Raw genomic sequence first — 26,210 nt, forward strand, 5'->3', positions numbered from 1 at the left:
CCACAAGGCCGTGGACTTCCCCCCGGAGAACGGAAAAATCCACATCCTTCAGAGCCACAACACCGCCGTACCGTTTTGTAACGTGGGAAAGGGAAAGGACCGCGTTCTCTTCAGCCACAGGTTCCACCTCAAGGAAAACGCCGGGGCGCGGTGCCCCGGCGTCTTATCCTCAGAATCCGAGGGACTCTGCGGTTTCAGCGTCAGGCATGATCTTAATCTGGTTCACGCTGATGACTTTCCCTTCAACCTTGATGGGTCCAAGGCCCGGGATTTCCATTCCTTCCTTAATCTCCACACCGTCAAGGATTTGCTTGGCGATGTAGACCATGGCGTACCCTGCGTCCTTGGGGTCCCAGAGCTGCGCCCAGTCAACGGCACCGGTCTTGAGGTACGGCGCCACTGTGGAAGGAATGGCGCTCCCCACAACGATAATCTTGTCCTCCATGCCCTTCTCCGCCACAGCCTGAGCAGCCCCAATCGGTCCAAGGCTACCCCAGCCGATGACGGCCTTCAGCTGGTCGCCATAGGTGGTGATGAGATCAAGAACCGCGGCTCGGGAATCCTCAACGGACTCAGCAGTGGGAAGACGGGAGGTGAGCTCCTTCAGGAATGGGTACTTCTCCTTTGCGTACTCAAGGGCTACATCGGCCCAGAAGTTGTGGAGCGGTACAGTGAGGCTTCCAACGAGCATCACAAAGCCAGCGGGATTCTCCGGAGTGTACTTATCGAGCTCTCCCATCTCCTTGAGCTTTTCCACGATGGCATCGATGGGCTGCTGACCGTACTTCACGCTGTCGATGGTCTCCACGTCCCAGTCGATGGCCTCGGTCTCAAAAGGCGACTCATGGGTGATAACCACAATACCTTTCTCCCGCGCCTTATTGAAGACCGGCACCAAAGCCTTGGCATCGTTGGGGACGACGCATATCGCATCCACACCGCGGGTTACAAGATCCTCAACCATCTGGACCTGGGGAGCCGGATCGGCAGTCGCCGGACCCACAAGGTAGGCATTGACCCCGAGCTCCTTTGCCGCCTGCTCCACACCCTCAGCCATGCGGTTGAACCACGGGATTCCGGCAATCTTCACCACCACTGCAATCTCGTATGGCTCCGCCGCAAAGGCCACCGACGCCCACACGAGAACCGCAAAGAGGAAGAAACTGAGTACCGCAAAGCGCTTCATGGAAAATCACCTCCCTCTGTACATTGTAACAGAAAAGTTGGAAAAGGGAAGGCGGGGAACGCAGGGAATGAGGGAAAACGTTTCGCAAAGATTTTGGAAAATTTCTTTACTTTTTTCGAAAACTTGCTTAAAATTCCAAAAGGAAGGAGAGAGTAGTTGAGTGATTAGACTGAAAGACATTGCAAAAGAGGCAGGGGTTAGTGTCTCCACCGTCTCAAAGTTCCTCAGTGGTAAGGGTTCCTTCTCCCCTCGCACCGAGGAACGCATCAGACAGGCCATAGAGGCACTGGGCTTTCAGAAAGATCCGGCACGGGGCAAGAACAGTAAGCTGAAAGTCGTGGGCGTCATCATTCCCGATATCGAAAATCCTTTCTTCTCGAGTGTAGTTAAAGCTCTCGAACTTCTTCTATTCCGGTATGGATACTTCCTCCTCCTCTGCAATACCGAGAACAACGTTCATCTTGAGGAGCAATTCATTCACTACCTGAGCCGGAGTGGAGCACGGGGCATCCTCCTTGTACCTGCAACGAGCGAAAAACGCCCAAAACCCTTAGGACTCAATATCCCGGTGTTGCTTTTTGACCGAACCATCCGAGAGGCCAATTTTCCAACCGTTATGACCAATCACTACAAAGGAGCGAGAATCGCTGTTTCCTACCTTATCCAGAAAGGTTGTCGGCGCATTGCCTTCATCGGTGGGAGAAAAGATGTCAACGCGTATGAAGACAGGCTCAAAGGGTACATAGACGAGCTTCGAGAGAGAAAACTCGAGTTCGATCCGGATATCGTGATTGAAAGCGATTTCTCCTTCCAGGGAGGATACCATGCCATAACGCTCCTCCATGAGCGAGGCAAACCTTTCGATGCGGTTTTCGCTGCTAACGACCTCACAGCTCTTGGTGCCATCGAGCGCTTAAAGGAACTCGGAATCGCCGTGCCCGGTGACGTCTCGGTAATCGGCTTTGATGACATCTGGCTCTCTCGCCTGACGCATCCTCAGCTCACAACGGTGCGTCAGCCGATACATGAACTCTGCAAAGAGGCCGTGACAACACTCATTGAGCTCATGGATAAGGGGGTGAGAGCAGGTTCCAAAATCTTAGAGCCTCAGCTTGTTGTTCGGGAATCTTGTTAACCCTAAAAAGAACTGGAGGTAATGCCCATGAAAGGCAGAAAACTGGCATTTGTTGCTCTTGGCATATCCCTTGTGTTAGTGCTGCTTGGTGCAGTTGCATGGGGAGAGGAGATACATGTAGCTATTCAGAGCTTTGCTCACGAAGCGCTTAAGCCGTTCATTGAGCAGTTTGAAACCCAAACTGGTATAAAGGTTGTTCTCGAATCCATGCCTTCTTCGGGTACCGATGCGCTCACAAAGCTCACCACGTACTATCGAGCTGGCCAGAGCCCTTACGATGTCGTGAGTGATTCGGACGAGGCTTCGCCCGCCTTTGCTCGCGCAGGGTGGCTCGAACCGCTCAATGACGTACTCCCTCCGGATTTCTTCGAGGATTTTCCGCCCAGCATGCTGGAGTCAGAAAAGGTCTGGAACTGGATTGACGACAAGGTATACCGCGTACGACACAGCTTCGAGTTCAGCTACTTCTTCTACCGTAAAGATTGGTTCGACGAAATGGGCCTCCTTCCTCCGGCAACCTGGGAGGAAATGGTCGACATCGCAAAGAAATTCACAGCCCAAGGGAAAATCGGTGTACAGGACGCGTTGAGCAAACCAGCACTTCTTTACGTTTACGTCGCCTACCTCACCATTCAAGCAGGGGGTAATCCTTTTGCTTTTGACGAGGGATTCAAGACAGCGGTGAAATTCATCCACGACATGATTTACGAGCACCAGGTTTTCCCCAAGGAAGCCCTGAACAAAAACTACGACCAAATCAACGAGGACTACATGAACGACCGTGTAGCCATGATGCGTCAATGGCCGTACTTCTACAGTGTCACCCGGAACAATACCGAGTGGTACAGGGAAGGAAAGGCAGAAATTGCTCTCCCGCCAAAGGGTCCGGTGAGCAACGCTTCCTGGGCCGGAGGATGGGGCTGGGAGATTCCAAAATTTGCGAAGAACAAGGAAGGAGCAAAGAAGTTCATCCAGTTCATCCTCTCCAAGGAAATTGCTCCAAAGCTTGCCCGGGCCAACAGCTGGTTCATGAACCCAAGGTACTCCGTCATGGCGGAAATGGGTGACGAAGGACTCGCTAAGTACATGAAGTGGTACAGCGACAACAACGTTCCCGCTCCTCGCCCGTACCACCCGAGAGTTGCCGAGGCGCAGAACATCGTTGATGACGTGGTTTCCGCATACCTCATTGGACAAATGACCCTCGATGAGGCCGTCGAGCAAGGGAAAAAGATGATGGCCGAGCTCGGCGAATAGGCAAAAGTAACCCCGCCCTGCGAGCCGCAGGGCGGGCCGAAAGGAGCCCCAAAAAGCTATGAAACTCCAGAAAGCTTCTCGTCGAAAACTCTACTACGCACTGGCGCTTATTCTTCCTGCACTTGTGCTTCGGTTGTTTACCTCCCTTTACCCGGTGGTGTACACCGTCTACCTTTCATTCTTCAAGGTTAACCCAATTATCGGCCTCCACAAATATGCCGGACTCGAAAATTTCCAGAAAATGACTACAGACCTGGTGGTTCGAGAGAGCATCTTCTTCACCATTTTCTTCACCTTCCTATCCATTGCGTTCCAGACGACGTTGGGACTCCTCGTGGCTTTGCTTTTGAACAAGCGTTTCCACCTGAGGTACTTTGCGCGAGTCATAAACCTTGTCCCCTGGGCCATTCCGATGATTGTCGTGGCGCTGGGATTCAGATGGATGTTCGACAGCGAGTACGGCATCATCACCGACGTCATAGCCCGCGCCACAGGTTGGCGTTTTGCCTGGCTTGTGCACCCATGGGGCGCCCGATGGGCCATTGTTCTTGCCAATGTCTGGAAAAACACTCCCTTTGTGGCCATCCTTCTTTTGGCCGGTCTCCAGAGTGTTCCCTCCGAAATTTACGAAGCAGCCCACGTGGATGGAGCGTCTTCCTGGCACTGTTTCCGCTACATCACCATTCCCTTTCTTGCGCCAATCATCATGACTGTGGTGCTCTTTTTCACCGTGTGGTACCTGGCAACGTTTGACATCGTCTACGGAATGACTGGGGGAGGTCCTGGATTCTCTACAGCCATCATGTCCTATAAAATCTACCAGGAAACCTTCTCCCACATGAACTTTGGGTACGCCTCGGCGCTGAGCGTTGTTCTCCTCTTCCTCGTTGGCGTCTTAGGACTCTTGTTCCTGTTCATTTCCCGGAAATTCGAAATCCTCATGTAAGGAGTTGAAAAACTATGGCCTTTGAGAGGGAACGGGGTAATCTTGTGGTAACCTATGGCCTCTTCTTGGTTTACGTCCTTATAACCCTTTTCCCCTTTTACTGGATTTTCATCTCTTCCGTAACACCGAAACACAAGCTCTTCTCAATTCCCCCACTCTACTTTCCAAAGTACTTCACAACCGAGAACTTCACCCGCATGATGCATAACATTCCCTTCTCCGCCTACCTCAGGAACTCCCTCACCTTCTCCCTTTCCTCAAGTGCGGTGTCGGTGCTCTTGAGCTTTTTTGCTGCCTATGCCTTTGCGCGTATTCGCTTCCGAGGCAGCAATGTGCTCCTCCTCGTTTTTCTTTTGAGCATTGCCCTTCCTCCCATAACGACAGTCATTCCCCTGTACGAGCTCTACGGTAAAGTGAATCTCCTCAACACCATTGAGGGAATGGTTATCGCAATGTCCAGCCTCATCACGCCTTTCACCATCTGGGTTCTCATTTCCTTCATCAAGCGGGTACCGGTCGAAATCGAAGAAGCTGCCGCAATTGACGGAGCCGGATTCTTCCGAATCCTCTTCCAGATTTCGTTACCCCTTATCCTCCCAGCCATCGGGACGATGTTCGTCATCAACTTCATCACGAGCTGGAATGAACTCCTCTATCCCCTGGTCTTCGGTGTCGACGCAAACAGCAAGACCCTAACGGTAGGGCTCACCGAGGTTGCTCTGGAATCCACAGCCTACGGGAAACCCTGGGACCTCATGAGCGCCTTGAGCGTGGTGATGATCATCCCTGTGGTTGCCCTTGTCATCATCTTCCAGCGTACCATCGTCGAAGGATTGACAAGAGGCGCCATCAAATGAGGTGGTTCATCCATGTTCCCTGAAAAACTCTCGATTGAGGAAAGAAAGACCATCCTCCACCGCCTCTGGGAAAAGGCAGAACACGGACCGGTTTTCTACATTGGCTCTCCGGGCACCAATCCCTTCCTGAAAGGGCACCTCCCCTCCTTTGAGGAGCTCCTCGAAGGAGAGCTGCTCCGCCTTTCCCTGCGGGACACAATTGCGGATTTTGACATCCCCGCACTCCGGACGGATTTCGGAACGAGCATTTTCCCATCGGCCTTCGGTGCTCCTGTTCGTTTCGAAAAAGGACGATACCCCTGGAACGAACCTATCGTGTTCGACAACCCCTCAGTCGTGTATCGACTCAAGAAGCCTTCGCTTGACAGCGGGCTCATCGGAAAGGTCCTCGACTTCACCCGGTTTGCGGTCCAGGAAACGAACGGCCGGTTCCCCGTAAAGATGACGGACCTCCAGGGGCCCGTTGACGTGGCGTACCTCCTCTGGGAGAGCAACAGCTTCTTCCTCGCCCTCTTCGAAGCCCCCCAGGCAGTGCACCATCTCCTTGGAATGATCACGGAATTCCTCATAGACTTTGTTCATGCCCAGCGAAGGGCAGCAGGAAGAGCAGAGTTCATCCCGTGCCACCTCCAGCACTACCTCCCCTGGGGTGAGGGAATCTGCGTGAGTGAGGATCTCTTGAGCATTCTCTCTCCTGAGCTCTACAGAGAATTCGCACTCCCATACCTCAACGCGCTTTCTGAGGAGTTCGGAGGCATTCTCATCCACTCCTGCGGGAACTTCACCCACAACCTCAAAGTCCTCAAAGAGGTTAAGGGGCTCAAAGGGATTAACTTTGGAGCCACGGAGACACCCTTTGAAAGGGTTGTCGAGGAATTGCAGGGAGAGGTGGTTATCTCTCCTCACCTTGGTTTGAACAAGGATATCGTTTTCTCCAGCGTTCTCGACTACCTGAGGCATCTCAAGAATGTCGGCAAAGACGTCCCATTCCTGTACATCCTTGTGGACACGACGAACTCCCTTCTGGGGCACGACATGAACTGGAGCCAGGAGGAACTCGAGGCAATTCACAACATTTTCGAAAACTGGAGGGTATGACAATGGCAAGCCGTGCTCGAGCGCGTGCCGCTCTCTTCCTTAAGCCGACGGATCGCATCCCTCACTGGGAATTCCTCGCCAATCCTGATTTTGAGCGCCAGCTTACAGGAATCGACCCTGAGGTTCACCCTCAAAAGGCCCGCCTGCGAACTCTGGAGCTTCTGGCCATAGATGTGGAAATCCCGCCCCGCACCGACACGCCCCCTTCGTTCCGGGTGGAAGAGAACGGAACGGTGGTGAATGTTCGGGGAAAAGCGGTGAGCCGCTGGGGAGGTGGGACCACCTGGGAGTGGGACCACGGGTCCCGGTTCCCCACGATTGAAGACGTCCTCCGGTTCGACCCCGTGGAGGCTTTTTTGGCCCGCGAGTCCGAGGAAATTTTCGAGGATATCGACCCACTACAACGCTTCCTCCACCTCCCCCTTGAAGAAATGGCGGCAAAGCTCAACGAGGACTTCCACATGCTCCAGGACCTTGTTGGAGAACGAGCCCTCGTGCCAGGACACTACTACAGAACACTCCTCATGTGGCCACTCATGCTCTTTGGCTGGGAACACTTCGCCGAGCTCGTATACCTCTACCCAGGGGAATTCCAGAGAATATGGAAAGGATTTGCCGAAATCTCCCTCAAAGTAACTTCCGCCTTTGCCCTCACGGACATCGAGGTCTTCACGAGCCACGACGATCTCTGTATGACCCGGGGACCCATTTTCAGCCCCGAATGGTACCGAAAACACCTCTATCCCTATTACGAGATGATATGGGAACCCCTGAAGAAGAAAGGGAAAAAGGTTATCTTCATCTCCGACGGAAAAATCGACGCGGTTATCGACGATGTGCTATCCTGTGGCGCGGATGGATTCTTTGCCGAAAGCTACACCGACCTTGAAACCCTGAGCAAGAAGTACGGCCAGAGCAAAGTGATGTTCGGGAACATCGACGGACGAATTCTCCAGGAGGGGACCAGAGAGGACATCAAAAGAGAAGTGGAACGCTGCGCGAGGTTCGGCAAGGATTGCCCCGGGTACTTCTTTTGCGTCGCAAACCACCTGACACACACCATCCCTCCTGAGAACATCTTCTACTACTTCGCGGTATGTGAGGAACTGGGGAAGAGATAGAAACACCTGGAGGTGTTGCCCATGTACTTGCACTTCGTGAGCCATACGCACTGGGACAGGGAGTGGTACGAAACCTTTGATGCCTTCCGATTCCGCCTGGTGCATCTCATAGACCGCCTCCTTGAAATTCTCCGTAACGACCCTGGCTACCGCTCCTTCCTCCTTGACGGGCAGACCATTGTGCTTGAGGACTACCTCGCCATCAAGCCCCACCGCAGGGAGGAACTCAGGAAGTTCGTTAGAGAAGGACGAATCTTCATCGGCCCCTGGTACGTTCTCACCGATGAATTCCTCGTAAGCGGCGAGACCCACATCCGGAACCTGCTCTTTGGAAAACGCCTGATGCAGGAGTTCGGTGGTCGCAATGGCATCGGATACCTTCCCGATGCCTTCGGACACATCGCGCAGATGCCACAGATTCTCAAAAAAAGCGGAATTCGCTACGCCACCTTCTGGAGAGGAGCTTCACGCGAAGTCACACAAAGCGAATTTTTTTGGAAGGCTCCTGACGGTTCGGAAGTTCTCACCATTTACATGCCTTTCGGATATGGGGTTGCCGCAAATCTCCCGGCCTCACAGGAGGATCTGGTACGACGCATCCGAAGACTCATAGAAAAGCTCGCACCCTTTGCCACCACCCAGCATCTTCTTTTGATGAACGGCAGCGACCACATTGAGCCGGATTTGGAACTCCCGAAGAAACTCGCCGTGCTCAGAGAAGCACTGAAAGAGCACGTGGTTCTCCACTCGAATCTCCCCTATCTTTTCAAGAGAATTGAGGAGGAAGCGCCACCGCTACCGGTGTACGAAGGTGAATGGCGGGCTGACGACGTAAACTACCTCCTGGGGGGTACCCTTTCCTCCCGGGTGTACCTCAAGCAGAAGCACACCCGGTCTTCGTACCTTCTGGAGCGCTACCTGGAACCCCTCTACGCCTTTCTCACCCCCTGGGGCATTCCGTACCCAGAGGACTTCCTCAATTACCTCTGGAAGCTCCTTCTTGAAAACTCCCCGCACGACTCAATTTGTGGCTGCAGCATAGACGAAGTGCACGAAGAGATGATGCAAAGGTACAGGAGAATCGAGGATGTGGCCTCAAAACTTCTGGCCCAGGCAAGAAGGTATCTTGAAGACCTTTGCAAGGGCGATGAAGATGTACTGATTATCTTTAACCCGTACCCGTATCCGGTGAGCACTTACCTTGAGGGTACCGTATACCTCAAAAAGAGAAAGGTTCAAGAAGTGGACTTTGAAATCAGCAAAATCCGATCCTACACGATTGAAGAGGAGGAGCTTGCACCGGCTCTTGAGCTTGTAGGCCAGGGTGAAACCATTGTTCCCGAAATCCTCGAGAGCTCGTGGGTAACACTCATGGAGACACCGACACACACGCTTCCTGAGATTTTCAGAGCCCAACGGTACACCATCGCCTTCTCCGTGCAAAACCTTCCACCCCTTGGCTGCGCCTTCTTCAGGATTGTTCCCAGAAACGAAAAGGAAAGCAAAGCGCCCCTTTCCGGGTTCCCCACAGAATGGACTATGGAGAACGAATTCTACCGCCTCCGAATTGAACCCCAGGGCCGAATCTGGCTCTACGAAAAGGCAACACAGCAGGAATTCCCCCTCGGCCCTGTCTTTGAAGATGGGGCAGATGCAGGCGATGAGTACGACTACTCACCCTGTGAAGAGGATGAGCTCATCCGGAGTGATGCGGTTATCCCCCAAATACAGTGGGTTCGCCACGATCGGTATGTCCAGCGCATCCGCCTCCAGTACTCCCTCGATTTGCCGAAAGCCCTGGCTCCCCACAGGAAGAAGCGGAGCGAAGAAAGGGTTTCTGTCCCCCTCACGGTGGAAGTGCAACTCACCCAGGGCTCAAGACGAATCGACTTCGAGGTAACCCTCGAGAATCAAGCCTGCGACCATCGCCTGCGCATGCTCTTCTTTGCTCCTTTTGCAGTTGACCACCACTTCGCCGATTCCCACTTCGCACTCCTCCGGAGAAAGAACGAGAGGAAAACGCAGCCGCAAAACGACTTCGTTCTCCTTGAGAACGGGAGGTACGTCTTCACGGTCTGCAACGAGGGGCTTCGAGAGTACGAAATCCTCCCCGAAAAAGAGGCAACCTGCGTGGCCATTACCCTGCTTAGAGCCGTTGGCTGGCTCTCGCGGGACGACTTACTCACAAGGAAAGGGCACGCCGGGTGGGGTTTACCTGCCGAGGGCGCGCAGTGCCTGGGCACGCACCGATTCCGCCTTGGTGTCCTCTTTGGGGAAGGAAAACCCTCGGACTTTCTCCCCTACAGGGAAGCCCGTCTCCTGAGCAACCCTCCACTCCTCTTCCAGGTCCGCGGGAAGTCGAATCACCCCCTCAACGGCTTCTCCCTCTGTCACTGCGACAACCAGGAAATCGTCCTCAGCGCCCTGAAAAAGAGGGAAGGGGGGCACGACATGGTGCTGCGAATCTACAACCCCACGGAGAAGCCACAGGAATTCTGCCTCACCTTTAATATCCCGGTTCTTGAAATCTGGCAACTCTCCCTTCTTGAAGAAGAGGAAATGCATATCGCTTCTCGAAGGAACAGGATTGAAGGTGTCCTCAACCCCTATGAAATCAGAACTCTCGGTATAGTCTGGGAGCCAAGGAGGCAAGAAAAGGATGACTCCTAAGGAACGCATGATCATCGCCCTCGAACGGGGGAAACCCGACCGCCTTCCTGTAACCGTCCACCAGTGGCAGCGGTACCATCTGGAAACGTACCTTGGAGGGATGAGCGAACTCGAGGCTTTCATATACTTCGGCATGGATGCCGCCGTTCAGTACGTTGAAGAAATGGAGCAATTCTGGTTGACCAATCCCGACTTCTCGAGATTCTCAACCCCAACATGGAGACACGAGGTAACCGTGGTGCGCAACGACCCCGACGACTGGGAGTACCACCACACCATCACAACTCCCGAAGGAGTCTTAACGTACAGGACCTCCGGGAACCGGAAAACTGTTTGGGTGTCCGAGTACCTCCTAAAGCACGATGAGGACATCAAGCTCCTTCGCAAGTACATGCCGGTGCATCCCCTCAACGTGGACGCCGTCAATCGCCTCTACGACGAAATAGGCGACCACGGTATCCTGCGCGGTCTCATCTGGGGGGACCAGGCGGGTTGCTGGCAACACGCCGCCTGCCTCATTGACATCAACGAACTCATCCTGCGCACTTTTGACCAACCGGACTGGGTTCATGAGCTCCTGCAAATCCTTCTTGAAAAGAAACTCCAGTTCATAGAAACCATGAAGGGGGCAAAGTTTGACCTCGTGGAAACCGGCGGAGGAGCCGCCTCGTCGACTCTCATATCTCCGAAAATCCACGAAGAATTCTGCCTGCCCTACGATCGAAAAATCCACCAGGCGCTCCACGACCTGGGGTTCCGAATCACCTACCATACCTGCGGGGGGACAAGAGGAATCGAAGAGCTCATCGTCGCCAATGGCACCGATGCCTCTGAAACCTTAGCTCCCACGAGCATTGGAGGAAACCAGGAACCCTGGGAGTTCAAAGAGAAAATCGGAAACCGCTTAGCCCTCATAGGAGGCATGGACCAAATCAATGTCCTGACGTACGGAACACCTGAAGAAATCAGGAAAACCGTACATACCCTCTTTGAACGTGTGGGCTACGAAGGCGGATACATCCTCTCCTGCGCAGACCATTTCTTCGATGCTCCCCCCGAGAACCTCAGGGCGTACGTCGCAGCAGCCCGCGAATGTGTGTACTAACTAAAAAGGAGGGTTCTCCTCACGAGGAAGGCTCACAGTCAAAGAGTGGGCAAGCTCATAAGGAATGAATTCCCGGGGTTTGGTCTCCTGAAAAGCTTTCTCCCTCGATACTGCCTCCTGTAGATACCGGAAGCTCCGGTTACCGAATTCCTGAGCGACGAAATGCAGCACCCGAAGTTCGGTTGGGGAAAGGCAGGAGTATCGCCCTGTTAAGCCCTGGAGGGAGATTCCGCGCTACCGGAGGTCGACAACAAACCCGCAGGAATTCCCCCGTGGTATAATGGGTTCCGTGAAGGCACCGGACATCGAGGCCTACCTTTCGTCCTGGAAAAAAAGAGCGCGGGCTGAGGAGGAAAAGCGGCAGGAAAGGGCAAAAGAGGCCCTCAAGGTGGCTTTTGCCATTGCCCAAAGCCTGGTTGAGAAAGGCAAGGCAAAAAGAGTGTACCTCTTTGGTTCACTGGCCTCCTCAATGCGGGGCTGGAGGCGCTTTGGCCTTGCCTCAGACATCGATTTGGCTGCGGAGGCTATCCCCAAAGGGGAGTACTTCCGAATCCTTGCCGAAGTCAACAGGATGAGCGACTTTGAGATTGACCTTGTGGACCTTGAAGCCTGTCCGGCACCCCTGCGAGAGGCCATTCTCAAGAATGGGGTTCTTCTTTATGGGAAAGAAGGAAGCGATTCTCTCGCTCATTGGGGAGATTGAGAACCTGCTCCAATCCCTGGATCTTGTTGTCGGCGAAGCAAAAGAACAAATGGTTCGCTACTCCTCTACGAAGCCCGACCGTTTCGACCTCAGGGGATTGGGAAGCCTCCTCCACGATTTCTACACCATCGTCGAGGACATTTTTGAGCTCATTTCCCAGGACATGAACGGTGGTAGAAATCGCGAGAGCTTTGACTGGCATAAGAGACTCCTCTTTAGGATGAGCATCGCCATTCCCGAGGTCCGTCCCGCGGTGATTTAAATACCTGAGGTTTCGGCACGTCTTCCGGAATGTCTACGGATACCTTTTGGAATGGGAACGAATGCGCCCTCTTTTCGAGGGGTTAGAAGAAACGCATAAGGCTCTCCGCGAGGAGCTGGGGAATTTCGAAAGGTTCCTGCTTGAGCTCGCCCACGGGTTGGAAGAAGAAGCTTAGCCCGGCGAAAGTTGACTTCGCCCTGTAGGCCCAGTACAATAGGGGCAAACCGGGAAATTAGATATCTAAGGAGTGCAACACCATGCAACAGGGACGCGTTACCGATTTCACCCAGGGGAGCATTCCACGACACCTCATTGTCTTCTCCATACCCATGCTCATCGGGAACCTCCTCCAGACCCTCTACAACACCGTGGACAGCATCTGGGTTGGGCGCTTTCTGGGACCCGAGGCTCTTGCCGCGGTGTCGGTGAGCTTTCCCATTGTCTTTCTCCTTGTGGCCTTCACCATCGGCCTGAGCATGGCGGCAAGTGTCATGGTGGCCCAGTACTTTGGGGCAAAAAAGGAGGAGGAAGTCAGGCGGACGGCAACGGCCTCCACAGCCCTTTTGACCCTCCTTGGCCTTGGGCTCATGGTCCTTGGGCTTTTTGTCCATGAGAGCCTGCTCCACCTCATACGGACACCTTCGGGAATCATGGAGCTTGCGGCATCGTATCTCTTTTTCTTCCTCCTCGGGCTTCCCTTCATGTTCCTGTACAACAATATCGGGAGTATCCTGCGGGGAGTGGGGGATTCGAAGACTCCCCTTGTGCTTTTGGTGTACGCCACAATCCTCAACATTATCCTTGACCCCCTTCTTATTCTTGGCGTTCCTCCCTTTCCCCGCCTTGGGGTTGCCGGAGCAGCCATCGCGACAACGGTGAGCCAGGGGTTTTCAGCCATCTGGGGAACGGTTATCCTCAGGCGGGGTGGATTCTTCGTCTTCGAGAAGGACTACCTCGTTCCCTGTGCCTCCTTCGTGCGGACGCTCTTTCGCCTTGGGCTTCCTGCCGGAGCGCAGCAGACCATCGTGTCCTTAGGGCACCTCACCATGATGGCCATTGTGAACGGTTTTGGAAAGACTGTGGTTGCCGCCTTTGGGGCAGCTGCACGGGTGGATCAGTTCTCCTTTCTGCCTGCCATGAGCTTCAGCATTGCCATATCCTCCCTTGCAGGACAAAACGTGGGAGCCCAGAACTTCACCCGGGCGAGAGAAGTGGCCCGCTGGGGAGCGATTGTGGCCGGAGGTTTTGCGCTGCCCATCTCAGCCTTTGTTTTTGCCTTTGCCCCACAGCTTATCCGAATCTTCACCACCGATCCTGAGGTTACCCGCATCGGAATAGAGTACCTCCGTATCGTGAGTCCTTCCTACGTTCCCTTTGCCCTCATGTTCGCGTACAACGGCTTCCTCCGGGGAGCCGGGGACACCTTCCAGACCATGGTGAACACCCTCCTTACCCTTTGGCTTGTGCGTATCCCGGTGGCAAAGCTCCTCTCCATGACTTCCTTGGCGGAGCGGGGCATATGGATGAGCTTCGTCGCCGGACCGGTGGCCGGCTACCTCATTGCCTATCTTTACTACCTCAGCGGGAAGTGGGAGGCGAAATCCCTCATTCGGAAAGAGCGAGAATCCTTTCAAGAAGCGGCATGTTGAGGTGGCAGGAGAGGAACCCCGCAAGGCGGTCGAGTTCCCTGTCCACGAACTCCCGCCAGGACAGGCTCTCCTGAGCGTACGGTGGAAGGCCCCGAAGAGCCCTGACGTAGTTGAGGAACGCCCGGCGGAACCTCCCCTCATCAAAGAGCCCATGGAGGTAGGTTCCGAAGATGCAACCATCCCGCACCATCCCCTCGGGTTCCCCTCCGTCAAGGACGAAGAACGCCTCGCAGGGGGCGGTTTTGAAGCTCCTCCCGTGGTGGATTTCGTACCCCTCTACCCTCTCGCCGAAAAGCGGAGCGTAACCTGAAGCAAGGGAGAGCCGCTTTTCTCTTGCAAAAACCGTAACGGCTGGAAGAAGACCAAGACCCTGCATTTCCCCTCCCCCTTCCACCCCGTGGGGGTCCTGGAGCACCTCCCCAAGCATCTGGAAGCCCCCACAAACCCCAAGAACAACCCCACCTTTTGCCACAAATGCCTTGAGCCTCTCCCCAAGGGATACCTCCCAGGCTGCGGCAAGGTCCGCAAGAGTACTCTTTGTCCCGGGAAGAATGAGAAGATCGAAATCGTCGAAGCGTCCTTTCAGGGAAACGAAGGAGATATCCACATCGTCCTCAAGCTCAAGGGGCCTGAAATCGGTAAGATTCGAGGCATGGGGAAGGCGCAGGACCCCTACCCGGAGGGCACAAGAGGAGAGCACCCGGGGCCGAAACGTAAAAAGGGCACTGTCCTCGTCATCCAAAGACCAGGGAAAGTGCGGCAAAACCCCCAGGACCGGGACACCGGTGAGTTCCTCGAGTTCTCGAATCCCCGGCCTGAGAACCTCCGAATCCCCCCAGAGCTTGTTGATGACAAACCCCCGGATGAGCTTTCTGTCCTCCCCGCAGAGAGCCCAGGTCCCGTAGAGGGCGGCAAAGACTCCACCCCGCTCGATATCCCCCACAAGGAGCACAGGAATCCCAAAACTCCGGGCAAGGGACATGTTGGCGAGGTCCCGTTCCCTCAGGTTAATCTCGGCAGGGCTTCCCATCCCCTCGACGATGACAAAGTTGTACTCGGCAAGGAGGGACTCAAGGCTTTCCACAATCGCCCGCCAGAAGACCTCCCGGGGGAAGGGGGAAAAGGAGGGGAACCGGCCAGAGACCTTCCCCCGAAGGACCACCTGAACGCTTCCGCCCTCGGGCTTCAAGAGAATCGGATTCATCCGGGAGTCAGGAGGAATCCCCGCCGCCTGGGCTCCAAGAATCTGCGAGCGGGCCATCTCCTCCCCCAGGGGGGTGACGCCCGAGTGCAGGGACATGTTCACCGCCTTGAAGGGGGCAACCCGAAGCCCCTTCCGGGCAAAGTAGCGCAAGAGTCCTGCGGCAATGAGGCTCTTCCCCACTCCTGAGGCCGTTCCCTGAACCGCAAGAAGGCGTCGCATGCTTCTACTCCGCAAAGTTCTCGAAAGCCCGGGGCTCCCTCACCGCAAGAAGGAGCGCAAGTCCCAGGGCGTTCAGAAGAAGGGAAACCCAGAACACCGTGGTGTACCCGAAAAGGTCGGCAAGCTTCCCCCCAAGAATCGGGGCAAAGAAGGCGGGGAATCCGGAGAAGAAGCTCCCCCACCCGAGGTAAAGCCACCGCCTCTCCGGTGGGGCAAAGTCAAGGAGAATCGCCACTCCACCCACCGACACCGCACTGTAGTTGAGGCCAAGGAGCCCAAAGGCAAGGAAGAAGTGCCCGGGAGAGGGAGCAAGAATGGCCCAGAGGTTGCTCAAGAGAATCGCTAAAGTTCCGCAGAGCAAAACGAGCTTGTGCCCCCTTTTGTCCCCCAGAGGCCCCCAGAAGAAGTTCGACAGCGCCTGGGAAACAAGGAGCACCGCGTTGTAGCGGGCAATGAAGGTATCCTGAATGGAGAACCGTCCGAGCACCGAAACAGTGTAGAACGCCGCCCCCATAACCCCAAGGGCAAGGAACACCCGGGCTACCAGAAAGAGAAGGAAGTTTGGGTCTTCACGGACGATGCGGGAAAAGGAGCGAAGGTAGCTCCCTCCCTCATCCGTTACCGGTCCGTCTTCCTCCCGGGTGAGGGAGAGGAAAACGTACGATACTCCCATGGCCAAAGAGGCGAGAAAGAAGCACAGCGCAAAGTTCCAGGCAAAGGGGTACGAGGCGATGAGGCGCTCCGCAAGCTGCGAGCCCCAGATGCCCATGAGGGCCCCGATGCCATTCCCGCAGGCAAAGTACAGTCCCCAGCGGGAGGAATGGATGACTTTGCCAATCATCTCCGTCCAGATGGGACCGAGAAACCCCATGGCCGAGCAGGCCACAGCAAGGAAAAGGAGGACAAGGTACAGGGCAAGGCGCGGGGAAGAGGTGGCGTAAAACGCCGCCACAAGGGCAATCCCAAAAAAAGGCAGGCGCTCAAAGAGGGTAACCCGGAGGATGAAGGGGAGTTTGCGCGAAAGCCTCTGGGAGACCTTTGCGCCCCACAGGGCAGGGAGAGACCAGCCAAGGTAAGCCAAAGCGGGGATGAGGCCGATTTCGATGTTCCCTGCCCCAAGGCGCTTGGCAAAAAGGGGCAAGAAGGTGGTGACTGAGCCAAAGGACAGGGCAAGGGAGAAGAAGGCGTAGTCCAAGGAATCCACGAAGAAGTTGAAGATGTAGTCCCGCCGCGAAAGCATTACCGATCCCTTCTTTGGAGCCGGTACCGCTCGTAGAGAGAGGGGGAGAGTTCCTCCAGAAAGCGCGAGGGCCTGCGGATGAGGGACTTCCCCCTTGAGCGTTCCCCAAGGAGAGGATAGCACAGGAAAAGGTGGTCTTTTGCCCTCGTGCAGGCGACGTAGAAGAGCCGCCGCTCCTCCTCAAGCTCTTCCGGGAGATGCACCGCCTGTGCTGAGGGGAAAGCTCCTTCACAGAGGAAGACGAGGAAAACGCACGCCCACTCAAGGCCCTTGGCCTGGTGGATGGTGGAAAGAACGACCCTCTCGTCCTTGAGCCCTCCGGCAACGATTGTCTCTCCCTCCATGCCCCCAAGGAGGGCAAGCTCGCTCAGGAAAGTCTCGAGAGAACTGTACCGGGTGGCAAAGCGGGAGAGTTCCTCGAGGTCCTCAAGGCGGTCCTTGGCGTTCGGGTAGCGGCTTATGAGGTAGTCCCGGTATCCCCCCTCAAGGACAGCTGCGATGGCAAGGGAGGGGTCTCTTTCGAGGGCCTCAAGGCGCAAGAGGAGCTCTCGAACACGAGTCACGCTCTCCCGTGCCCCCGAGGGCAGAGCCAAAAGTGTATCGGACCGCTCCAGGGCGAAAAGGGGGTCCTCCGCCTCTGCCACCACCTGCCAGACCCGCTCGGTTATCTGGCGGCCGATTCCGGGGTACAGCCGGAGCACCCGCTTCCAGGAAATCTCATCGTACGGGTTCACGATGAGGCGAAGGTGGGCGACAACGTCTTTGATGTGCGCCTGCTCGAAAAAGCGAATTCCGGAGCGAACCTCAAAGGGAATCCCCCGGCGGGTGAGCTCCATCTGGATTTCCATGCTCTGGTAGTGCGCCCGGTAGAGAACGGCAATATCGTTGAGGGTGTACCCCTGGTCCCGGAGCTCGAGAATTTTCGTTGCCACGAAATCGGCCTGCTCGAGGGTATCCCGCAAGGCCACCACGATGGGTTTTTCACCCCTTTTCCGCACCGGCCTCAGAACCTTGTGGAACTGACGGGTGTTGAAGGAGATGATTTCGTTGGCGAGATCGAGAATTTCCGGAGTGCTCCGGTAGTTCACCACGAGCTTGAACACCCGGCAATCCGGGTACCGCTTCGGGAAATCGAGGATGTTGGCAAAGTTCGCCCCCCGGAAGGCGTAGATGCTCTGGGCATCGTCCCCCACAACGAGGAGATTGCGGTGCGCCTCAGCAAGGAGATCGACAATTTCCGCCTGCAGGAGGTTCGTGTCCTGGTACTCGTCAACGAGAATGTGCCGGAAAAGTTCCCCGTACTTTCGCCTTATCCTTTCATCGCTTCGCAAAAGCTCCCACACGTACACGAGGAGATCATCATAGTCCATGACGTTGAGGCGGCGCTTCCTCTCCTGGTAGAGGGTGAAAAGGTGAACGATGTGGCTTGCCCAATCGAGGAACTGGGGGTACTGCTCCTCAAGGATGTCCTCAAGGGATTTGAGGGTATTCCGGCTCAAGGTTACGATGTTCGCGAGAACCTCAGGGCTTGGGAAGCGCCTCTTGGTGAGGTCGATGCCGAGCCCCTCTAAGCACACCGAGAGGAGGTCCCTCTGGTCCTCCCGATCGAGGATGGTGTAGTTCGGCTCGTACCCAATTTTCCGCGCCTCCCGGCGGAGAATGAGGTTCCCGATGTGGTGGAAGGTTCCACCCCAAAGGCGGGAAAGGTCCACCCCAAGGAGGTCCTCCACCCGATGGAGCATTTCCCGGGCGGCTTTATTCGTGAAGGTGGCAAGGAGCACCGACTCAGGAGGCACTCCCCTCTCTACAAGATAGGCCACCCGATACGTCACGGTGCGGGTCTTCCCGCTTCCGGCTCCGGCAATGACAAGCATCGGGCCGTCGTCGGCGAAGACCACCGCTTTCTGTTCGTCGTTGAGCTCCCGATCGTAGTCGATACGGAACACCTGTCCTCCCCCTATCGCTTTTTCCCGGCGAAATCCTCCGGCGTGAAGAGGTACGTCCGGTTGCAGAACGCACAGCGCACCTCGGCTCTCCCCTGGGTCGCAAAGATTTCCTCCCGCTCCTTTTCTCCAAGGAGAAGAAGAACGTTCCTTGCCCGACGCCGGGAACAGCGGCATCGGTACCGCAGAGAGCTCTTCCCCACGATTCGGTACGGGAGGCGAGCAAAGAGCAAAGCCGTGATGTCCTCCGGGGTTTCCCCCGCAAAGAGCCGGTGGCTCACCGGACCGAGACGGGCAATATTCTCTTCCAAAATCTCGATGACGTCAAGGGAAGTGCCCGAGGGGGTGTGGATGATGAAACCTCCTGCAGAGAGAACCTTACCTCGCTTTCCCACGTACACCCCTGCGCTGCAGGCTGAAGGGAGCTGCTCAGAGGTGGTGAAGTAGTAGGCGAGATCGTAGGCAATCCCTCCCCGGGGCATGGTGACGCTGCCAAGGTACGGCTCCCCAAACCCCAAATCCTTCACCACAAGGAGCTTCGAGCCCGCCCCCACCGCATCCTCCACGTTGAGCTTCCCCTTTTCCCTTGAGGGAAGGATAATCCAGGGCTGCGAAACGTACCCCCGGACTTCACCTTTGGCATTCCCCTGCACGAGGATGCCCTCAAGAGGTCCCTGGCAATCAACTTGAAGCGAAACCCGCTGGTTTTCTTTCAGGGTTACCCCGAGAATCCCCACAAGAGTCAGCGCCCTCCCCAAAGCCGCGGTGGCCACAGGGGTTGTGCGGTGGAGCTTCCGTGCCCGCTCCACAAGGCGCGCGGTGCTTGCGACATACCCAAGAACCTGCGTTCCCTCAACGAGAACCCGAAGAACGTAATCCTCCTGCATGGCTTCCTCCCCCGTCAAAGCTCAAGAATCCTTGAAGCAGCCAAAGCCGCAACCCGGGCAAGGCGCTCCTCGACCTCAGCGAGTTTTTCCTCTGCCACATGCTCCTCTTCTGTCCTTTTGACAAGGACACCGCATACCGCCCCTGCCCGGAGCCCAAAGACCCGGGCGATGACAAAAAGAGTCGCCACCTCCATCTCGTAGTTCAGGACCCGAAGGGCCTGCCATTCCCGGAGGCTTCCCTGGAAGCTCCTTGGAACGTACCGGGAAAAGGTGTCGTACCGCTCCTGGCCCGGGTAAAAGGTTGCCGAGGAGCAGGTGATGCCGATGTGGTACGGCACCCCCGCCTCCTCACAGGCTTTTTTGAGGATGCCCACCGTTTCCCAGTCGGCAACCGCCGGGTACGCAAGAGGAGCGTAGTGCTCTGAAGCCCCGTCAAGGCGCACTGCCCCTTCGCTGATGACAAGGTCCCCAACGTTTATCCCCTCCTGAATCGCCCCACACGTTCCCACCCGGATGAACCATTGTACCCCGAGGCGGGCAAGTTCCTCAACCGCAATGCTCAGAGACGGCCCGCCGATACCGGTTGAGACCACAAGAATCCTTCCTTTCTTCCCCTCGGCAAGGACGCTCTTGAACTCCCGATGGAACGCCAGAACCTGAGCTTTCCCGAAAGCCCGGGCAAGAACCTCCGTCCGCTCCGGAGCCCCGGGAAGGAGCGCCAGGGGCACTCCTTGCACCTCATCCTGCGAAAGCCCAAGGTGGTATGCCTTGTACATTCCCTTCACCCCTTTCCTATTTTCGGATAAAATACAAAAAAGGGAAAGGAGAGGCAAAATGGCAGAGCAAGGAACGTGTTTTCTGGAACTTGAGGACGGGCAACGCATCCCTGCATCTAAGGGAGAAACTCTTGAAAGCGTTGTGGAGCGCCTGTACCCGGAAAAGCGTCGCCTGATTCTTGCCGCCCAACTCGACGGGGAAATTGTCGACCTTCAAACCCGGGTGGAAAAGGACCACACGGTGGTTTTTTTCTCCTTTCTCCACCCTGAGGGGCGCAGGACCTATGTGAGAAGCCTCCTTTTCCTTTTGAGCTACGCCGTCTCCCAGGTTCTCCCCGGAAAGAGGCTCCGGGTTCTCCACTCGATGAGCGATGGGCTCTTCTGCACGGTGGAGGGCGCAGAGCACGAGCTACCTGAAGCCTTGGAGCGCATCGAAGCCGTCATGCGCAGGATGATTGATGCGGACGTCCCCATAGAGCGGGAGACGGTGAACTGGGAAAAAGCCACCCACATCTATCTTCAGCAGTCCCGAGAGGATGTGGTGCGCCTCTTCCGGTACTGGAGGACACCGGCCGTTACCCTGTACCGCCTCGGGGACTTCTACGACCACTACTACGGTCCTTTATGCCCCCGAACCGGCTACCTCACATCCTTTGCCTTTGTGATTGTCCCACCGGGCTTTGTCGTCCAGTTCCCGAAGGGCGATCTGGAGAAGCTCCCTCCTTACGTCTTTCGCCCAAAGCTTTTCTCCGCCTTTCAGGAGGCAGCCCAGTGGGGAAAAATCACAAGCATTGAGAACGTGGGGGAGCTCAATGAGGCCATTGCCCGGGGCGAGGGAAAGGAAATCATCGCCATCGCCGAAGCCCTCCATGAGAAGAAGATTGCCCAAATCGCAGACCTCATCACCCAGCGGAAGGGGAGCATCCGCCTTGTGCTCATCGCCGGACCTTCCTCCTCGGGAAAGACCACCTTCACCCGGCGGCTCTACACCCAGCTCAGGGTGAACGGGCTCAAGCCCATAACCATTTCCCTTGACGACTACTTCCTCTCCCGTCACGAGCTCCAGGGGCTTGAGACCGACTACGAAAGCCCTGAGGCTTTGGACCTTGAGCTTTTTGAGGAGCAGCTCTCCCTCCTTGTCGAAGGAAAAGAAGTGGAGATCCCGCGGTACAACTTCATCACCGGCATGCGGGAGCCAAGGGGAACCGTAAGCCGCCTTGAGAAGGACGGAATCATCCTCGTTGAGGGACTCCATGCCCTCAACCCCCGCCTTGGCCAGAGCATCGGGGAAGAGGAGAAGTTCAAAATCTACGTGAGCGCCCTCACCACCCTCAACATCGACGACCACAACCGCATCCCCACCACCGACTGCCGCCTCATCCGCCGCATCGTCCGGGACAGCCAGTTCCGGGGGAGCAAGGCAGAAGAAGTTTTCGCCACCTGGCCAAAGGTTAGGGCAGGAGAGGAGAAGTACATCTTCCCCTACCAGGAAGAGGCCGACATCATGTTCAACTCATCGCTCATCTATGAGTTCTGCGTTCTCCGCCAGTACGCAGAGGCCCTCCTTCGGGCCATCACCCCCGAAAGCCCCCACTACCTCGAGGCGTACCGGCTCTACTCTTTCCTCAACCACTTCATGCTCCTTAACCCGTCCTTTGTCCCCTCAAACTCCATCCTGCGGGAGTTCATCGGCTGAGGCGAGTCTCCCTGCCTCCCGTAAAAGGATAAGGGCAGACTGTAGAAGCGCTTCACTTTCCCCGCTCAAGGTGGCCTCTTTTTCCCGGAGTTTCCTGAGCTCCTCTTCAATCTTCCCAAGGAGGTTCTCCCGCAAGAGGGGCCGTGCAGAGGAGACCACCGTCTTTCGGGGGAGATCAAAGGTATCCCCAAAGGCAGGGACAAAAGCCTCGTACCCTTTCTCCCTGAGGAGACCGGCAAAGGTTTCGGCAACCTCCTCTTCCCCGTGGGTGACAAGGAAGGTTGGTTTTCCTTGGAAGTACCCTATCCAGCGGAGGAGGTCCTCCTCGTCCCCATGGGCGGAGAAGCCGTTGATGGTGGCAATTTTTGCCCGAACGGCTATCTCTTCCCCAAAAATCCGCACCATCTTCGCCCCGTCAACGAGCGCCCGGCCAAGGGTTCCCCGAGCCTGGAAGCCCACGAAAATCACCGTGGTCGTCTCTTTAAAGAGGTTGTGCCGGAGGTGATGGAGGATGCGCCCTCCGGTGCACATGCCGCTTCCGGCAAGGATAATGGCGTGATCGAGATCGTTCAGAGCTTTCGATTCCTCCGGAGTCGTGACGTAGGCGAGTTTCGGAAAGGCGAAGGGGTTCTCGTCCCGGAGGTGGAACTCGGAGATTTCGCCACTTAAGAGGTGGCGGTACTTGAGGTAGATATCGGTGGTCTCTTTCCCTAAGGGGCTATCGAAGTACACCGGGCAGTCAAGGCCGAGGTTTTCCCGGAGGAGATGGAGCTCGTAGAGAACCCGCTGGGCTCGATCGACCACAAAGGTGGGGATGAGAATCTTCCCACAGGAGCCCATGGCGTCCCGAATGACAGCCGTGAACTCCTTCCGGGTCTCCTCGAGGGTCTTGTGGCGGCGGTTCCCGTAAGTCGATTCAACGACCACGAAATCGGCGTTCTCGACAACCGGAGGTGAACCCTCCATGACGTTGCCGAACTGCCCGATATCACCGGAAAATACGATTTTCGTCCCCTCACCCCAGACCTCCAAAGCGGCGGCCCCGAGAATGTGCGCCGCATCCCGAAAGACGAATTGCACACCCTTTTCCTCCTCAACCTCATCGTACCCCACCGGCTCAAAGAGGGAGAGCGCCTCCTCCACCTCCTCCTCCCCAAAGAGGGGGGCAATCTCGGGCTTCCCGGAGCGCCTCCGGCGGCGGTTCTCCCTCTCCACCTCCTCCCTCATGAGCTTCACCGTATCAAGCCAGAGAATCCGGCAGAGCTCCACGGTCGGAAGGGTGGCAAAAATCTTCCCCCGGAAACCCTCCTTCACAAGGAGGGGAATCCTCCCCGAGTGATCAAGATGGGCATGGGTGAGGAGAATGAAGTCTATGTCCCTTGGGGGAAAGGGGAAGGGTGGGGCATTCCGCTCCTCTCTCCCTCCCTGGAACATCCCGCAGTCCACAAGGAACCTCGCATCTTTTCCCCGAAGAAGGTAAGAGGACCCCGTAACCTCCCGGGCGGCGCCGAAAAAGGTGATTTCCACTACACAAGCCCCCTTTCCACAAGCTCCCGAAGGAAAGCCCGAAATTCTGGAGCAAGGTCTTTTCGCCGGAGGGCAAGGGCGACATTGGCCTTCAGGTACCCGAGCTTACTCCCCACCCCGAAGTACTCCCCCTGGAAGCAGTACCCGTACACCGGCTCTTTCCCGAGGAGCCTCCGGATGGCATCGGTGAGCTGGATTTCCCCTCCCTTGCCCGGTGGGGTCTCCGCGAGGGCATCAAAGATGGAGGGAGGCAAAAGGTACCGCCCCACCACGGCAAGGTTCGAGGGAGCCTCCTGGGGCTCGGGCTTTTCCACAAGGTCCTCAAGAAGGTAAAGGCCCGGGGAAATTTCTCTTCCTTTCACGATGCCCCACTGGGAAACCTCCTCTTTTGGAACCTCGATGAGGGCCACATACACGCCCGGGCGTTCTGCAAAAAGGGCAAGCATTTGCGCAAGGCAGGGGGGATCGCCGGCAATGATGTCATCGGGAAGGAGAACGGCAAAGGGCTCATCGCCGATGAAGGCCCTCGCCTGGAAGACGGCATCCCCCAGGCCTCGAGGAGATTTCTGCCGGACGTAGAAGATATGGGCAGAATTCGCAATACCCCGAACCTCCTCAAGGAGGTCTTCTTTCCCCCGATTCTTGAGCTCGTACTCAAGCTCCACCGCAAAGTCAAAGTAGTCCTCAATGGCCCGCTTCCCCCGCCCGGTGACGAAGAGTAGATCCGTGATTCCTGAGGCAATCGCCTCCTCCACCACGTACTGGACCGCCGGCCGATCGACTATGGGGAGCATTTCCTTCGGCTGCGTTTTCGTGGCCGGCAGAAGGCGCACGCCGAGTCCAGCCACCGGGAAAACCGCTTTCCTAATCGGCCTTTCCATCCCTCTCCCCCTTTCGGAGCTGCGAAAAGAGCACGAGGAAAATACCAATCCCAAGGAGGTAGTCGCCAACGCTCACCACAAAGGGCCGCCGAAAAAGAAGGGAAAAGTAAGGAAGGATATCCCCCAGGAAGTTGAGGCGCGTTCCCTCCCCCATGAGGATGTACTCAGGATATAAGCCCCTCCTGAGGCGCTCGGCAATGAAAAAAAGCCCCAAGCGCTCGGCCATTTCGCCTGATGCCGGCATCCTCCCACCGTTTGCCGCCACCACCAGGAAGTTGCAGAAGGCCCCGAGACTCACAAGGGGCATGCCGAAAAGGCGAATCCCAAAAAGCGTCCCCAAAAAGACAAGCGCCATGCCGATGGCCTGGGAAAGAGGAACAAGCCTCTCGGAGAACCCAAGGGCAAGAAAGCGAACGAGAAACCCTCCCACCACCATCGGGAGAAAGGGGGAAGGAAGGCGGGAGAGCCCCCTGAGTTTTCCCCCAAAAAGAAGACCAAGGAGGAGTCCCGCAAGGAAAAAATCAACGAGCATCATGGCGCCATTCCCCGCTTTCCACAATCTCCTTCAAAACCGCAAGAACCTCTGGGTCGAAATGCCCCTCTTCCTCGTTCTCCATGATTTCTAAGGCCTCTTCCGCGGTGTACGCCCGCCGGTACGGGCGCTCAGAAGTCAGGGCATCGAAAACATCTGCCACCGCCACAATCCGGGCCTCAAGGGGAATCTCGTCCTTGCGCTTCCCGTGAGGATACCCCTTGCCATTGCACCGCTCATGGTGCGCAAGAATCACCTCCGCCACCTGGCGGAGGAAGTTCACGTCCTTCACAATCCGGTACCCAATCAGGGGATGTTCCTGAATCACCCGGTACTCCTCAGGAGTGAGCCTCCCGGGTTTGCTGAGGATTGTGTCGGCAATGCCAATCTTCCCCACATCGTGGAGAATTGCTGCGTACTCAATGATTTCCTTCTGCTTCCCCGAGAGGTTCATACGATCGGCAATGCGGAGGGCAAGCTGCGCCACCCGGGCAGAATGCCCCCGGGTGTAAGGGTCCTTGGCGTCCACAGCAGCAGTGAGGGCCCGCAGGAGCTCAAGGTGCATGCGCTTTGTGTCCACGAAGAGCTTAAAGGAGTACCGGGCTATAAGGAGAGGCAGGAAAAAGAGGGCGATGCCTGCGTAGCCCACGTAGCTGTACACGAAGTAGAGGAGGAGAGAGAAGGGGAAAAGGGCGAAGTACTGGAGGAGGATGCCGTTGATACTCTGCTTCCAAATTGCCGAAAGGGGAATACCACCGCTCAGGGAAACAACAGTCAGCACAAGGAGGACGTTGCACAGAAAGAAAGCCCCAATGGAAGCTCCAACCGCAAGGTAAAAGGGAGGCTCGTTCCAGTGAAAGCCGTACCCCCCAAGGCGCTCAAAGACAAGGCCGGACAGGAAAGCGGAGATGGCGTACTGGGAACCGTTGAAAAGAGCGGCGTACCATTTCGATTTCAGGGTACCAAAGAACATGCCCAGGAAAGCCACCAGCGCAGAGAGAAAAGGCGAAGAGAGAAGAATCACCGTGTAAAGGGGGGCAAAGCTCACCGAAATGGCCGTCTCAGGCCGAAGGTACACCGGGAGGAGCTCCGCAACGAGAGTCAAGACGGTGAAAGTCGCAAAAAGTGACAGAAGATGAGAAGACCAGAAGATGTGGGAAACCGAAAACCCCAAAATCCCAAGACCTGCCCCGATGACACAGGCTAAGTACAGAAAAAGCCAAAACTTTCTTTTCATTCTCTACAACTCATCGGGTGGGCCAACAGGGGCAAGGCTCAAGGCCTCCAGCTAAAACCAGCCCCGCTGGCAATAATGA

21 protein-coding genes and 1 pseudogene are annotated in these 26,210 nt (G+C 56.2%); 12 read left to right on the plus strand and 10 right to left on the minus strand.

Features of this window, described 5'->3' with window-relative positions; genetic code table 11:
- Positions 1 to 169 precede the first annotated feature (169 nt).
- Positions 170 to 1,186, minus strand: a complete 1,017-nt coding sequence (locus H5U36_00215; protein MBC7216614.1) for a substrate-binding domain-containing protein — start codon at positions 1,184 to 1,186, stop codon at positions 170 to 172.
- 160 nt (positions 1,187 to 1,346) lie between these two features.
- Here H5U36_00215 and H5U36_00220 point away from each other — a divergent pair, with 160 nt between their 5' ends.
- The 11 genes and pseudogenes from H5U36_00220 to H5U36_00270 all read left to right on the plus strand — a co-directional run bounded on the left by H5U36_00220 (position 1,347) and on the right by H5U36_00270 (position 13,989).
- Positions 1,347 to 2,321: a LacI family DNA-binding transcriptional regulator gene (locus H5U36_00220; protein MBC7216615.1), complete on the plus strand. Its 975-nt coding sequence runs from the start codon at positions 1,347 to 1,349 to the stop codon at positions 2,319 to 2,321.
- A 27-nt stretch (positions 2,322 to 2,348) separates the two neighbouring features.
- Positions 2,349 to 3,578 carry an extracellular solute-binding protein gene (locus tag H5U36_00225; GenBank protein MBC7216616.1) on the plus strand — a complete coding sequence of 410 codons (1,230 nt, stop codon included), beginning with the start codon at positions 2,349 to 2,351 and terminating at the stop codon, positions 3,576 to 3,578.
- 58 nt (positions 3,579 to 3,636) lie between these two features.
- Complete coding sequence (locus tag H5U36_00230) at positions 3,637 to 4,524, plus strand: sugar ABC transporter permease (protein ID MBC7216617.1); 888 nt, start codon at positions 3,637 to 3,639, stop codon at positions 4,522 to 4,524.
- 14 nt (positions 4,525 to 4,538) lie between these two features.
- A complete protein-coding gene (locus H5U36_00235; GenBank protein MBC7216618.1) occupies positions 4,539 to 5,381 on the plus strand; it encodes a carbohydrate ABC transporter permease in 843 nt (280 codons plus the stop codon).
- A gap of 12 nt (positions 5,382 to 5,393) precedes the next feature.
- The gene (locus H5U36_00240) at positions 5,394 to 6,479 is read left to right on the plus strand and encodes a hypothetical protein (GenBank protein MBC7216619.1); all 1,086 of its coding nucleotides are present in this window, start codon (positions 5,394 to 5,396) and stop codon (positions 6,477 to 6,479) included.
- A gap of 2 nt (positions 6,480 to 6,481) precedes the next feature.
- Positions 6,482 to 7,600, plus strand: coding sequence for a hypothetical protein (locus tag H5U36_00245; protein MBC7216620.1), 1,119 nt, complete (start codon positions 6,482 to 6,484; stop codon positions 7,598 to 7,600).
- A gap of 21 nt (positions 7,601 to 7,621) precedes the next feature.
- Complete coding sequence (locus H5U36_00250; protein MBC7216621.1) at positions 7,622 to 10,270, plus strand: hypothetical protein; 2,649 nt, start codon at positions 7,622 to 7,624, stop codon at positions 10,268 to 10,270.
- Positions 10,260 to 11,375, plus strand: a complete 1,116-nt coding sequence (locus H5U36_00255) for a hypothetical protein (GenBank protein ID MBC7216622.1) — start codon at positions 10,260 to 10,262, stop codon at positions 11,373 to 11,375. The genes H5U36_00250 and H5U36_00255 overlap by 11 nt, the downstream gene beginning before the upstream one ends.
- A gap of 280 nt (positions 11,376 to 11,655) precedes the next feature.
- Positions 11,656 to 12,078 (plus strand): nucleotidyltransferase domain-containing protein, encoded by a 423-nt coding sequence (locus H5U36_00260; GenBank protein MBC7216623.1) that lies wholly within the window; start codon positions 11,656 to 11,658, stop codon positions 12,076 to 12,078.
- Positions 12,035 to 12,515 (plus strand): annotated as a pseudogene (locus H5U36_00265) (hypothetical protein). The gene H5U36_00260 and the pseudogene H5U36_00265 overlap by 44 nt, the downstream one beginning before the upstream one ends.
- 82 nt (positions 12,516 to 12,597) lie before the next feature.
- Positions 12,598 to 13,989: an MATE family efflux transporter gene (locus H5U36_00270; protein ID MBC7216624.1), complete on the plus strand. Its 1,392-nt coding sequence runs from the start codon at positions 12,598 to 12,600 to the stop codon at positions 13,987 to 13,989.
- On the opposite strand, the gene H5U36_00275 is transcribed toward H5U36_00270, so the two are convergent.
- The 5 genes from H5U36_00275 to udp are packed head-to-tail and all read right to left on the minus strand — an operon-like array spanning position 13,946 to position 20,258.
- Positions 13,946 to 15,412 (minus strand): cobyric acid synthase, encoded by a 1,467-nt coding sequence (locus H5U36_00275; protein MBC7216625.1) that lies wholly within the window; start codon positions 15,410 to 15,412, stop codon positions 13,946 to 13,948. The two genes, H5U36_00270 and H5U36_00275, sit on opposite strands and share 44 nt — an antisense overlap.
- A gap of 4 nt (positions 15,413 to 15,416) precedes the next feature.
- A complete protein-coding gene (locus tag H5U36_00280; protein MBC7216626.1) occupies positions 15,417 to 16,652 on the minus strand; it encodes an MFS transporter in 1,236 nt (411 codons plus the stop codon).
- Complete coding sequence (locus H5U36_00285; protein MBC7216627.1) at positions 16,652 to 18,613, minus strand: ATP-dependent helicase; 1,962 nt, start codon at positions 18,611 to 18,613, stop codon at positions 16,652 to 16,654. The genes H5U36_00280 and H5U36_00285 overlap by 1 nt, the downstream gene beginning before the upstream one ends.
- The gene (locus H5U36_00290; GenBank protein MBC7216628.1) at positions 18,610 to 19,482 is read right to left on the minus strand and encodes an Hsp33 family molecular chaperone HslO; all 873 of its coding nucleotides are present in this window, start codon (positions 19,480 to 19,482) and stop codon (positions 18,610 to 18,612) included. Before H5U36_00290 ends, H5U36_00285 begins: the two co-directional genes overlap by 4 nt.
- A gap of 14 nt (positions 19,483 to 19,496) precedes the next feature.
- Positions 19,497 to 20,258, minus strand: a complete 762-nt coding sequence (gene udp, locus H5U36_00295) for a uridine phosphorylase (protein ID MBC7216629.1) — start codon at positions 20,256 to 20,258, stop codon at positions 19,497 to 19,499.
- 58 nt (positions 20,259 to 20,316) lie between these two features.
- Here udp and H5U36_00300 point away from each other — a divergent pair, with 58 nt between their 5' ends.
- Positions 20,317 to 21,954, plus strand: coding sequence for a hypothetical protein (locus H5U36_00300; protein ID MBC7216630.1), 1,638 nt, complete (start codon positions 20,317 to 20,319; stop codon positions 21,952 to 21,954).
- On the opposite strand, the gene H5U36_00305 is transcribed toward H5U36_00300, so the two are convergent.
- The 4 genes from H5U36_00305 to H5U36_00320 are packed head-to-tail and all read right to left on the minus strand — an operon-like array spanning position 21,922 to position 26,131.
- Positions 21,922 to 23,481 carry an MBL fold metallo-hydrolase gene (locus H5U36_00305; protein MBC7216631.1) on the minus strand — a complete coding sequence of 520 codons (1,560 nt, stop codon included), beginning with the start codon at positions 23,479 to 23,481 and terminating at the stop codon, positions 21,922 to 21,924. The genes H5U36_00300 and H5U36_00305 overlap by 33 nt on opposite strands.
- Complete coding sequence (gene galU / locus H5U36_00310) at positions 23,481 to 24,362, minus strand: UTP--glucose-1-phosphate uridylyltransferase GalU (GenBank protein MBC7216632.1); 882 nt, start codon at positions 24,360 to 24,362, stop codon at positions 23,481 to 23,483. The genes H5U36_00305 and galU overlap by 1 nt, the downstream gene beginning before the upstream one ends.
- The gene (locus tag H5U36_00315) at positions 24,346 to 24,897 is read right to left on the minus strand and encodes a DUF5317 domain-containing protein (GenBank protein MBC7216633.1); all 552 of its coding nucleotides are present in this window, start codon (positions 24,895 to 24,897) and stop codon (positions 24,346 to 24,348) included. Before H5U36_00315 ends, galU begins: the two co-directional genes overlap by 17 nt.
- Positions 24,884 to 26,131: an HD-GYP domain-containing protein gene (locus H5U36_00320; protein ID MBC7216634.1), complete on the minus strand. Its 1,248-nt coding sequence runs from the start codon at positions 26,129 to 26,131 to the stop codon at positions 24,884 to 24,886. Before H5U36_00320 ends, H5U36_00315 begins: the two co-directional genes overlap by 14 nt.
- Between the last annotated feature and the right edge of the window lie 79 nt (positions 26,132 to 26,210).

Source organism: Candidatus Caldatribacterium sp., from assembly GCA_014359405.1.
Classification (GTDB): domain Bacteria; phylum Atribacterota; class Atribacteria; order Atribacterales; family Caldatribacteriaceae; genus Caldatribacterium; species Caldatribacterium oleiphilum.